At 61.9% G+C, this 12,281-nt stretch carries 7 protein-coding genes; 1 reads left to right on the top strand and 6 read right to left on the bottom strand.

The features are described from left to right. Nucleotides 1-6 precede the first annotated feature (6 nt). The 5 genes from ACFORG_RS00740 to ACFORG_RS00720 are packed head-to-tail and all read right to left on the bottom strand — an operon-like array spanning nucleotide 7 to nucleotide 3,012. Nucleotides 7-1,200 carry a TonB family protein gene (locus tag ACFORG_RS00740; protein WP_386733459.1) on the bottom strand — a complete coding sequence of 398 codons (1,194 nt, stop codon included), beginning with the start codon at nucleotides 1,198-1,200 and terminating at the stop codon, nucleotides 7-9. Beyond that, the gene (locus ACFORG_RS00735) at nucleotides 1,197-1,574 is read right to left on the bottom strand and encodes an ExbD/TolR family protein (protein WP_386733458.1); all 378 of its coding nucleotides are present in this window, start codon (nucleotides 1,572-1,574) and stop codon (nucleotides 1,197-1,199) included. The genes ACFORG_RS00740 and ACFORG_RS00735 overlap by 4 nt, the downstream gene beginning before the upstream one ends. Nucleotides 1,575-1,578: 4 nt before the next feature. After that, a complete protein-coding gene (locus tag ACFORG_RS00730) occupies nucleotides 1,579-1,905 on the bottom strand; it encodes a biopolymer transporter ExbD (protein ID WP_386733887.1) in 327 nt (108 codons plus the stop codon). Between the two features lie 31 nt (nucleotides 1,906-1,936). Beyond that, entirely contained in the window at nucleotides 1,937-2,581 is a 645-nt protein-coding gene (locus ACFORG_RS00725) for a MotA/TolQ/ExbB proton channel family protein (RefSeq protein WP_386733457.1), read from the bottom strand. Further along, the gene (locus ACFORG_RS00720) at nucleotides 2,578-3,012 is read right to left on the bottom strand and encodes a hypothetical protein (protein ID WP_386733456.1); all 435 of its coding nucleotides are present in this window, start codon (nucleotides 3,010-3,012) and stop codon (nucleotides 2,578-2,580) included. The genes ACFORG_RS00725 and ACFORG_RS00720 overlap by 4 nt, the downstream gene beginning before the upstream one ends. Before the next feature lie 541 nt (nucleotides 3,013-3,553). On the opposite strand from ACFORG_RS00720, the gene ACFORG_RS00715 reads away from it, so the two are divergent. Beyond that, nucleotides 3,554-11,266, top strand: coding sequence for a hypothetical protein (locus ACFORG_RS00715; protein ID WP_386733455.1), 7,713 nt, complete (start codon nucleotides 3,554-3,556; stop codon nucleotides 11,264-11,266). 55 nt (nucleotides 11,267-11,321) lie between these two features. Here the strand turns inward: ACFORG_RS00715 and ACFORG_RS00710 are convergent, their stop codons facing one another. Beyond that, nucleotides 11,322-12,266 carry an AraC family transcriptional regulator gene (locus ACFORG_RS00710; protein WP_386733454.1) on the bottom strand — a complete coding sequence of 315 codons (945 nt, stop codon included), beginning with the start codon at nucleotides 12,264-12,266 and terminating at the stop codon, nucleotides 11,322-11,324. Between the last annotated feature and the right edge of the window lie 15 nt (nucleotides 12,267-12,281).

Below are 12,281 nucleotides of genomic sequence, written 5' to 3'. Positions count from 1 at the left end.
GGTCGGTCAATCCAAGCTATAGACAAAAGTCAGTAACCTGCCCTTGCCCTGCGGAGGCCTGGGAAACGGAACACCGCGACGGACCTGTGTCTTGGCGGCTCGATCGATCTCTGCCGAACCGGACCCGTCGATAATGTCAACCGACCCCAGCGTGCCGTCCGGATTGATCCAGAAGGAGACACGCGCCCAACCGCGTGAAGATACCGCCACGGGTAGCGTCCGGTTGAGATGCACCAAGACCTGGCCGGCATAATTCGTAACATCTGCATTGCCGGAGCCGCCTCCGCCGCCCGAACGGAGTCGCTGTGACTGGCTCCCGGCGCTTTGACCGCCAAACAGGTCTATTCCGTCCCTCAGATAGAGCGTCAACGGCGACTCGATGGTCTCGGTTGGGTTTCGTAGACCACGCCCTGGGTCTAAACTTGCAAAGCCGGTTTGTTCTTGGGGCTGCTGCGGGGGCCGTGATCGCGGGCGCAGGGACGTGGCCAGGGCTGCGTTCGGCTGATCTGTCTCATTTTGCTCTACGCCAGTGGTAAGTTCGGTGTCCTCCAAAGGGCGAGTTAACGTTTCCGGTGGAAGCGCCGCGATAACGTCGGGTGAGTCATCCGGCGTCGGGGCAGAAGCTGTTTCGCCAGATGGCTGCACGACCGGGGCCTGGGCTGTTTCGGTTGTCGCAGGTGGGGCCGGTTCGGTTGTTTCGGTCAAGCTTTCGGGCGGCGTGGCCTCGGCCGAGCCTGGCGTTTCCGGTGCATTGGCTTGCGCATCCGGAACTTCGGTTTGGTCAACTGCGGATGGCGCGATCGCATCGGGTTCCGCCGTCTCGTTTGTCTCCGGCGTGACAGGACCGTTGACGTCGGGGGTCGCCGACTGCGAAACGCCGATATCCGGTGTCCGCGTCGGTTGCGGATCCGGCGAGGCAACCAATGCCTGACTGGTGGGCGTCGTAACCTCTTGCGTTTCAGGTGGCTGCTGTTCTTCGGGCTCCGGGGGGGCAACCGGTTGCGGCGGCTCGGGTTCTACCGGTTCCACCTCCAGATCGGCGATCTCATCAAAGCTGTCGCCAAGGGCGACCGTGTCGCGCTCGGGCGGCAAGGCCGGCGGCGTCGTATTGGTGTCGAATGTCAGACCGATGCTGACGAAGTGAAGGACTGCCGACAGTATCAGCGCCGCCGCTGCCAAGCCTGTCGATCTGCGTATCATTGAATCGCCCGCTCGGTAACCAAGATGACCGAAGTGGCACCGAGGCCGCGCAGCTCGGACGAGATCTCGACAAGTCGCTGGCCGCTCGAATTCCGATCAGGCACGATCCGGACCGGGCCTTGGGTGTGTCCGGCCATGAATTGTTGCGCATCGGTCGGCGCGCCGCGGAAACTCAAGCCGCCATCTGCCCTCAGCACAAGCGCATCGGGGGGCTCGCGACCTTCTAGCCCAGAGGTTTCGACAAGTCGAAGATCAGCGTCGAGAGGCGCCGCAATGGTTCCGGCGATCAGAAAGAAAATCAACATCAGAAAGACAATGTTGATCAGGGCAATTGATGGGTCGCGCTTGCTTTGCCTTCGTGGATACTGGATCACTGCCTCACTCCAGCACCAGAACGGTCAGATCGGGACGCCCACGCAACGCAGCCAGTAGATCCACAAGGCGCTGAGACGTGACATCTCCCTGCAAACTGACCAGAACGAGACCTTCGTCAATCTGCTCGGCAATCGTTGTCAACTCTACTGACGTGCCATTGAGTGACAACTGGTCTGCCCCAAGCTGAACAAACGCGCGCTGCACCGGCTGTTCCGCCTCGGCCTGTGCGCCGCCGGCGCGGTTCAGTTCGATCTCGCCAAAGCTTGAAAAGGTCGATGTGAGCATGAAAAACAGAAGCAGCAGGAACACCACGTCGATCAGGGCCGTCAACGACACCGGGCGTCGTTTGAATGGGGCAACGTTACGCATGGGTTGCGATTGAAAGGTCGGCTGCGTCGTTTTCCGGCGCAAGCACGGTTCGCAGCGCCTTGTCGGCAAAGACGCGTTCCCTCGCCATGCGGCTTTCAAACCACGCCAGAACCATGGACGTGGGAATTGCCACGGCAAGACCGACTGCCGTCGTCAACAGTGCAACCCAAATGCCACCTGCCAACACCGACGGATCGACGGTCGATCCTGCGCCCTGCAAGCTGCGAAAAGCGTCGATCATACCCAGAACGGTGCCAAATAACCCGAGCAACGGTGCGATCTGCGCAATGGTATCAAGCAGTCGAAAGCCACGTTCGAGCAAGGCAAACGCTTGGCCGACCTCGGCGTCCAGCCGGTCGTCAACGCCTGCACGTCCGTGACCCTTCATCGCCTTTCCGACAAAGGGCGCAAGGTAGCTGCGGCTTGCCTGCAGTCTCTCGCTTGCCGCCGCCGTATCGCCGGCGTCCCATAGCTTCAGCGCGTCTGCGAGAACGCGGTGTCGTCCGACGCCCGAGACGGAAAACTGCCAGATCTTGTAGAGAACGACCGACATTGTGAGGACGGACATGAACAGCAGAACAGCGACAACAGGTCCACCCAGCGCGAAAAGCCCGGCAAGGGTTTCGAAAAAGTTCATCCGAGCAACTCCAATTCGATCCTGCTTTCGACGTTCAGCAAGGACCCGCAGGCATCGCTATCGGAACCGCCCGCAGAGCAGGTATTCGCGCCGTTGATCAGCACCTTGCCGATTGCGTCACAGGTCGTGCCGGGCACATCGAACTGGCGTACGCGGGGCGTCCCGGCCGGCAGGTCTCTGAAATCAAAAAGCGACAGAAGCATCACGCTGCCCGAAGCATCAAATATCACGGTTTCAAAGACGGCCTTGTCAATGTCCTCGCCGATGCTGTTGTTTGCCACAAAGGTCAACCGGCAAGCGGTACCGGTGTCCTGCACGGTGTTCAGCTCCAGGTGTATTTCCGGAGATGGCGGCTCTTCTGCCTGAACCAGTTGCGCAAGCGCCATCGCGCTCAACAGCGTAAAGAAGATGGCAGGTAGGCGAAATGACATGGGTTGTCCCCCGGTTCGTCTGCTTCAGACACATTTGCATGACATTGCCTCGGCCGAGGCCTATTTCAATGCGCCAAGTTCATCTGCAACGATTTATGCGGAGCGCCGCCGTTTCGCCCTTCGCCGGATGCGGGTAGGAGGCGGATCATCAATAGGTTAATCGCAACATCTCGGACACTTCGTTGCCCGTTATTCGGAAAGAACTGGAAGTGTCGGTCGCACTCGACACGCAGAGAGCGGGAAACACTGTCTGGCGCAGTCCATTATCCGGTTTGTGCAACAGAGACCCGCTAAAATCCCACAGGGCCGAATTGAGGCTATGGATGCCGTCCGTTGAGCTTGCATACTCAATGCACCGCGCACGTTTTGCACAGTTCGAGGGGTGGATATGGGACCGAGGCGCACGTTCGGCAGTCAACGCGACACAGGCACGATACGCCGCATGTTGTTACCGACGGTTCGGGATGATCAACCCCATTCAAAACAAAGGGCCGGGCAAACGATAAAAGGCTCGAAACCGGATGTCGTTTTCAGGCGGGGCATGAAGGCTGGCAAACTGCTTTCGGTCAGCGTGGTCGCCTTGATGTCCAATTACGCGTGGGCATTCGCGGGCTGTGAAACCTCTACAAGCGGCCCCATTGTCAGGTCCTGTACCGGCGAAGTGACGCCGCCCGACACATTCACCGTCGGCGCGGCGCAGGCGGGTGACTTAACCACGATTTACTCGGTGGACCAGTTGACCGCAGACATCGTCAATTCAAACATCACGCGTCCAGCCTTCAGCTTTGCAATAACGCGCCCGGTCGAAACCACGCCGGGCCTGACGGATTTCTACATCAACCAGGCGGCTCCTTTTGAGGGGCTAACCATACAGTCGCTGCCCCTTTCCGTGCTGGAAGTTCAGGAAACCGGTTTGTCGGGCGGCAATGGCGGTAACTCGACGGGGTCTGGCAACAAGTCCGGTGGCAGTGGTGGCGCCGGTGCCTCGCTGGGCACATTCAATTCAGGTATCAACAGCGTCACGCTGTCGATCCCAAGCGGAACCCCCGACAACACTTTCCCTGCGACTGTCGCGATCACCGGCACGGCCGGAAACGGCGGTACCGGTGGAGAAGGCAAGACAGGCGGCTTCGGTGACGGCTATGGCGGGCGCGGCGGCAATGGTGGCAGCACCGGTGATTTCATGATGACGTTTTCCGACGCGTCGATCGCCGGGCTTCCGTCTTCTCCGGACACAGTACAACCGAACCCATACGGTGGGATGTCGATTGGCCTAACAGGCGGCGCTGGCGGGGCGGGCGGTTATGGCCAGGCCGCTGACTATACTGGCGGAGGAGGGTCAGGCGGCACCGGTGGAGCCGGGAGCAGTGGAACAACTCTGACCTTCAAGGGGAACGTGAGCTTTGACGCTGCCCTTTTTGGCCTGTCCGTGACCTCTCAAGGTGGGGCCGGTGGCCAAGGCGGCGGCGGCCACAACACGCTGACACAGACAGCCAGGGGCGGCCAAGGCGGCACTGGCGGTGTCGGCGGCGCGGTCTCGATCACGGCCGAAACCGGCTCAAGCCTCGACGTCAAGGTTGTTGATGGCCCGGGGATCTTTGTCGAAAGTCTGGCCGGCAAGGGCGGTCGCGGTGGTAATGCCAGCACCTCGATTGTCGGTGGATCGGCCTTTGGTGGCGGCGGGGGCATCGGTGGTGCCGGGGGCGTGATCGCAGTCGACCTGACCAACGACACCAACGTGCAAACCACGGGCGACAGCGCTCCCGGATTTCACCTGCGCAGTCACGGTGGCGCTGGTGGTGATGGCGGAACGGCCAATGGTGCCAACGCCGAAGGTGGCGGCACGCGAGGCGCTGGACCAGCAGCGCGGGTTGCACTGTCGTTTGGCGGAACCGTTGACACGACGGGTGACGAATCCGACGCCGTATTTCTTCAAAGTGTCGGTGGTTTCAGCGGGAATGCAGGCAACGCGCGCGGCATCTATTCCTACGGCGCGGGAAATCAAAGTGCCGGTGGCGGTGGTGAAATCGATTTCACCTTTGAAGGCGCAGACAGTGACGCCATCAAGACCGGTGGCGACAACTCGGACGCTGTCTTTGCACAAAGCATCGGGGGTGGCGGCGGCAAGGGCACTTCGGCATCAGGTATCGAATCCTTGAGCGGCTCCGGCGCTGCCGGTGGCTCGGGCTCCAACGTGACCCTGTCGTTCGGCGCTGGCTCTCTCATCACCGAAGGCGAACGCAGCCGCGGCCTCGTCGCGCAGAGCATCGGCGGAACCGGTGGCGACAGCGGATCGGCCAAGGGTGTCGTTTCCATCGGCGGCACCGGGGCCGCCGGCGGCTCGGGCGGAGCTGTCACCGTGACCAACAGCGCCTCGGTTACGACTGCCGGTGTTGATGCGATTGGGGTGCTTGCCCAGAGTGTCGGTGGTGGCGGCGGGGCGGCATCCTCGGCAGGCGGTCTGGTGGCCCTCGGCGGCGCGGCCGCGAACGGTGCAACCGGCGGAACGGTAGACGTGTCGCAATTTGCGGCAGTCGAAACCACTGGCGATGGTGCCGATGCGCTCTTTGCCCAGAGTATCGGCGGGTCGGGCGGGCATGGTTCCAACACCGTTGCTGCCGGCTCGGTTTTCACGCTTGCAATTTCGGGCCAGGGTGGGGCCGGGGGAAATGGCGGTGAGGTCTCGGTGGACACCGATAGCGTCGGAACCGTATCCACCTCAGGCGATAACGCGCGCGGTATTGTAGCGACGAGCACCGGTGGCGGTGGCGGACATGCCGGAAACGCCATCTCGGCCTCTGGCTTCCCGATCGATGTTTCGATCGCCCTCGGGGCAGACGGAGGCTCGGCCGGGCAGGGAGGTGCGGTATCGGTCAACGCACTGGGTGGCCTTTCAACCACGGGCGCAAATGCAACCGCCCTGATGGCAACATCGACCGGTGGGTCCGGTGGATCGGCCGCGACCACGATTGATGCCGCAGCCGGGCTTGGCACCGTTGGGGTGGGCGTCGGCGGAAGTGGATCAGGCGGAGGGAACGGTGGAACAGTCACCGTGTGCCGCGGATACGGGGATGGCGCATTCGACATCGCGGCATGCAACAAGGGTACGATACCGGCAGAGACAGTCTCGACAACCGGGGATATCGCGGGAGGCGTCCATGCGGCGAGCGTCGGCGGCGGCGGTGGGCATTCGGGAACGACGCTTTCGGCAAGTGCCGGAAGCGGCGCCACAGTGTCGGTCGGGGGAGATGGCGGCGGTGGCGGAACCGGTGCGGCCGTATCGGTGTTTTCGTCCGGTGGGATCACGACCGAAGGCGTGGCATCGCCCGCGTTGATCGCCAAGAGCGTGGGCGGCAACGGCGGCAGTGCATTCCTGTCCGGCTCCGTTGATGTTTTGAGCCAGGTCGGTGCCACCGTAAGTGTAGGTGGTTCCGGCGGTTCATCCGGAGGCGCAGGTGAGGTTACGGTCGTGTCTACCGATACGGTTGCGACCTCGGGGGATCACGCGACAGGCATCCAGGGTATCAGCCAAGCGGGCAGCGGCGGCGTAGGCGGTATGGCCTTGGCCATGACGGGACTCACGGCCGGATCGGCAAATGTCGCGATCGGCGGCAAGGGTGGGGGCGGTCACGCCGCTGGCGATGTGATGGTCGATTACACCGGCACATCCCTGACCACGACCGGAGATCAGGCTGCCGGTATCCTTGCGCAAAGCAGTGGCGGATCCGGTGGAGCAGGCGGGTTGAGCTTCGCCGGTCAGGGTATCGGCGTCGCGGCAGTGGGGGTGTCACTGGGCGGTGACGGTGGGACCGGCGGTACCGCTGGTCAGACACAGATTGTTGCAAACGGCGCCATCTCGACCACGGGATCGCTGTCAGATGGGATCGCGGCCACAAGCCAGGGCGGCAACGGCGGGCGCGGCGGCACCACGATCACGGGTGACGGCGCCTCGCAGGCCAGTGCCGAGGTCACGATCGGCGGCGGCGGTGGCAATGCGGGCACAGCAGAACTGTCCCATGTCATCCTGGGGGCCGACGGGTCCGTGGCGACCACCGGCACGAGTTCCGCCGGGATCCGGGCCAAGAGCCTTGGCGGCAATGGCGGTGTCGGCGGTGTCGCCGTCGAAGCGGGGCTGAACCTCGCGTTTTCCAGTGAGTACCCCGTGGGCAACGCTTCGGTGACCTTGGGCGGCGATGGGGGCAACGGCGGAACCTCCGGCGCGGTGACCGTGGAAAGCGATGGTGCGGTTCAGACGTCGAACCTGAATAGCCACGGTATCTCGGCTCAGTCGATTGCAGGCTCAGGCGGTGCCGGCGGCATGTCGATTGCGGGCTCTGCCAATGTCGGCGCTGCCAAGAACATTGACGCCAGCGTGACGATCGGCGGTGGGGGCGGTACCGGCGGGGCCGCGGGTGACGTTCGCGTCGTGAGCAGTGCGACGGGAAGCATCAAGACGACCGGGGATAACGCGGATGGCGTTCTTGCTCAGAGCATTGGCGGCAACGGCGGTGCGGGTGGCAATTCCTACAACATCCTCGCCAATGTCGCGTCCGGCGGAACCACCAGCGTCAACTTGGGCGTAACCATCGGTGGAGCAGGTGGCGGCGGCGGCCAGGCCGGTACGGTCACCGTCTCGAACGAAAACACGGTTTCCACAACCGGGACCGAGGCGACGGGCCTTTATGCACAAAGCGTCGGAGGCCACGGCGGCAAAGGTGGCGCGGGCGGGAACGCACTGTTCAACCTCGGGCCGCAAGCGGCAGGCGTGAACAACACCACGACGCATTCCTATACGATCGACGTAGCCGTCGGTGGTGCCGGAGGTAACGGAGCCTTGGGCGGCGACGTCTCCGTCACCAATGCCGATGGCGCGACGGTCATGACCGGGGGCAGCACGTCCTACGGTATTTTTGCGCAATCCGTCGGAGGCAACGGTGGCGACGGTGGATCCGCGTCGAATTTCGGTTTCACATTCAATGGCTACTGCAACATCGACTATGCCAACCAGCAACAGGCGTGCCAGGAAACCGACGAACAAACCGGTGAAACCAAGTACACGAACCACAAGGCTTCTATCAAAGTCGCGGTTGGTGGTAGCGGTGGAACGGGGAACCATGCCGGTGCTGCATCGGTTACGAATGGCGGCCTGGTCGAAACCACCGGCGAAAACGCCCACGCTGTTTTGGTTCAGTCGGTCGGTGGCAGTGGTGGTACCGGTGGTTCGACGCTGTCCAGTCCTGTTTCGTCGTACAATTCTTCGACCACCGGCAACCAGATTGTCGATATCACGAAGAAAATCTATCAGATCGGCACGGCCGCCAAGAAGCTCTGGGCGGGCGGCTCATTGAATGTTTTTGTCGGTGGCTCAGGCGGCGCGGCCGGTGACGGCGATGCCGTCAGTGTGACCGGTACGGGCAACGCAGCGACCAAAGGCAAGGGCGCATATGCGATCTTTGCGCAAAGCGTCGGTGGTGGCGGTGGCTCTGGCGGATCGACCAACCAGAAAATGTCGGCTTATGCCCTTCGCATAGGTGGGAGCGGTGCCGGTGGCGGCGATGGCGGAAAGGTTCAGGTTTCGGTCGGTGATGGCGCAATTGCCGCAACCGAAGGCGACGGAGCAAAGACCGTCTTTGCTCAATCCGTCGGTGGCGGCGGCGGCGATGCCGGATCGCATTTTAGCATCGACTCGCTGTATTTCATGAACCTGCAAATCGGTGGATCCGACGGTGTCGCCGGGGCAGGCGGCGATGTCGAGGTTTCGACAGGAGTGGACTCCTTCCTGCTGTCATCTGGGCGCGAGGCGACGGGAATCTTTGCGCAGAGTATAGGCGGTGGCGGCGGGCAGCACTCGGGTGGTGGCGATCAGGCGAGTGGCACAGTCATCGTGGGCGGCGCAACGACCGGGACCGCCAGTGGCAATGGTGGCGAAGTGGTGGTGACATCGCAAGGTGCGATCGGCGCCGGAGAGAACCACGCGTCGGACGATGAAAACGACTACACGACCGCGTCGCACGGTATCTTTGCGCAATCCGTTGGTGGCGGCGGCGGCTATGGCGGCTCGGTGCTGGTCAGCAATCCGGACCGTTTGGGCACTGGCCTGACTGGAACGTCGGGCAACGCAACGGGCGATGGTGGTTCGGTGACGGTCACCCACTCTGGCAGCATTGATGCATATGGGAAAGGCTCGATAGGCATCTTTGCGCAAAGCGTAGGCGGCGGCGGCGGGGTGCAGGGAGGCGTCAACACGACCGAAACAGATGCCGCCTACGTTGGCAGTTTCGGAGGATCCGGCGCCGCAGGGACCGTGTCCGTAAGCGTCGCAGAGGGGGCAACGGTCTCGACCACAGGGGCCTACGGTCATGGTGTGTTTGCCCAGTATGCGGGCGGAAACGATACCACGCGTTCGGCAAGTGATACGACGTTGGTCACGGTCGATGGTCAGGTTCAGGCCACTGGCGTCAATGCTTATGGCGTCTATGGCCAAAGCGCTGGCCATGGCGCAGGGCAAGTCAACATCACTGTTGGTGAAAACGGCGAAATCACCGGCAGCACGGGCGTATTCGTGAATGCCGCGACAACGGGCCTTGTGACGAACAAGGGCAGCATCGGCGCCACCGGCGGCGTCTCGGGCGTCGCAATCCACTCGGCTGGCGGAGCTTTGACCGTATCGAATGCGGGAACGATCACGGGGTCCGTTACGGGCAATCTGGCCGTGGCTGGCATTGATGCCATAGCCTTGGGGCAAAACGGCATCACGTTGGAAAACACCGGAACACTGGTAGCCGGTGACAGGCTGGAAACGCAAAGCCTGACAAATTCGGGCGTTCTGCACGTCGGCGGCGCGAACTCGGTTGGCGAAACCCTTATTCAAGGGACGTTGACCAACACTGATGACGGCTTGATCGTCGTCGATGTCGACACGGATGACCCGGTCGCCGACTACCTTGCCGTCGGCGGTGCCGCGGACCTTGAAGGAGCGGTCAAAGTGCGGCTTTCAGGTGCAGGCTCGCAATCCTCCAACAGTTTCGACATTGTGGGCGTGACAGGCGGTCTGAACTGGGACGGACTGGAAGTCCTGCAATCTCCAACGGCATTCCACAGTCTGACCCAAACGGCAGGCAACCGTTTGCGGCTCAGCTACGGGATCGACTTCGCAAACGCGGCACGTCTGGGCGCGCTATCGCCGAACCAGGCGTCGTTGGCCCAACACCTGGACGACGTTTATGTGATGGGGGCGCTGGGCGAAGAACTTACCGGCGTTCTTTTGAGCAGCGAAGATACCGAGGCTTACAGCGAGGCGCTTGATGTTCTGGGTGCAAGCGTGGATGCGTCCAACCGGCTGTCCGGGATCAACGCGTCCTTGCGGTTCGTGGACAGTCTTTTTTCCTGTGCTGACTCCGACGGCGTGTTGAAGTTCTTTGAGGACGGTCAGTGTTACTATTTCGATGCGTCAGTCCTGCGATACGACCGCGACAGAACAAATGACCTGAACGGGTTCTCTGAAAGCTCTTACCGTTTCAAGGGTGGAACCCAACTCCGTTCCGATAATGGCTTGGTCTATGGCGTTTCGCTTTCCTACGAGGCGCGGGATATCGATTTTGATGGATCGGACTCGGCAAGCGATGCCAGCCATTGGCAAGCCGGCGCATCGGTCAAACGCTATACCGGCAACTGGGAACTCGGCGCGGGCGTGTTCCTTGGCCATGTAACGTCTGACAATGCGCGCGACGTCGGCTTTGGTCTGTCGGCAAAGGGTGAGCAGGAGGTTTTGACATACGGCGCCGAGTTTCGCGCCGACTACATGATCGATCAAGGCAATTGGTTCCTGAAACCCGGATTGGGAGTAGGCGTTCTGGGGCTGGAACAGTCGGGCTATACCGAAACCACCTCGACGGGTGTCGAACTAAGGGTAGAGGATTCAAGCGATACACTGTTTTACATTCGCCCTTCTATCGAGGTCGGCGGCCAGCTCGAAACGGCCAATGGCATGTTGGTTCGCCCCAAGTTTGGTTTGGCCGTGTCGCATCTAATTGGCGACAATTCCGTCAACGCCTCTGCGAGCTTGGCCTCGTCTCCAAATGGAGTGAACCCATTCGACTGGTCGGTCGCGGTGGATCGAACGCGTGTCGAAATCTCTGCGGGCGTCGATGTTTTCACATCGGGCGATGCATTGATCAGCGTAAACGCGATCGGGGCTTTCTCCGACAATAGTGACTCCTATGGTGTCGGTTTTCGGATCGCGATCCCTTTCTAGCAGGAGGGCGCCCTTGGTCTCTATCGGCCGACATAGGCCCGAAGCCCGGTTGTCCCTAATTTTGTCTGAGGCGGTTTTCGCGTAGGTTGCTCGGCGTCTCGCCGGTCCATCGCCGCATCGCACGGGACAAGGTTGCCTGGTCGGCGTATCCAAGATCGGCCGCGATGGATTTCAATGAGGCGTCGGTATCTTTGGACACCCGGTCCAAGGCAATCCGTGCACGCGTACGCTCTACCAATTCGGAAAAACTGGTGCCGTGCCACTGGAGAACACGCCGCAATGTGCGCCCGCTGATGCCTGCGCCTGCGGCGACGCGATCAAGGTCCGGAGAAGTCCTCGACAGCATAGCGGCGACCAGAACGGACACCTGCTTGGGCAGCGATCCGTCGGGAACAAGGCGCTCTGTGATGTACCCATCCGTCGCGTTGGCGCGCGCAAGAACGTCATCGGGAAAACGTGCTTCGGCCACTTCTGCGCGGATGGTGAAATCGAGGGCGCGAAGGGGCGCGCAATGGACACGATTACCCAGCCAGGAATGAAGGTGCGACAACCCGGCCTCGGGATGGGGCAGCATCTCCACCCTCTCCGCGCGTGGCGCGTCCGGGCAGGCAACGCTGCAGATCATATCTACCAGTGCCGCAACATATTGCTGTACGCAATGGGCGGCCTCGTTGTCTCCCATATCATAGGTCCACCCGTCGCGGATATGCAGGCCGTCGGCCAGGTCGGCGACGGTCAAGACCTCATGAGTGCAATGCGCAGGCATCGCGCGCGAAACCCGGGCAAACCCGTCCCGCACCGTTGGCCCGCGAAAGGCCGCGTTGTTGATCAGTCCGATCTCGTACCCGCCGCGCCCATTGATGATCCGGTATGGTGTGTCAGGACCGGCAGCGCGAGTGATCTCGACCAGCAGGCGCACAACGGCGCGAAGCGGCACAGGTGTCTCGGGGTTATCGGCGGGAACCCAATCCAGATCGGCGGAGGCAAGGAATGGTCTCATGTCGTGGCCCCGTTC

This window comes from Lutimaribacter marinistellae (assembly GCF_042648365.1).
Lineage (GTDB): Bacteria > Pseudomonadota > Alphaproteobacteria > Rhodobacterales > Rhodobacteraceae > Lutimaribacter_A > Lutimaribacter_A marinistellae.
This window is presented reverse-complemented; position numbering and strand designations above follow the sequence as displayed.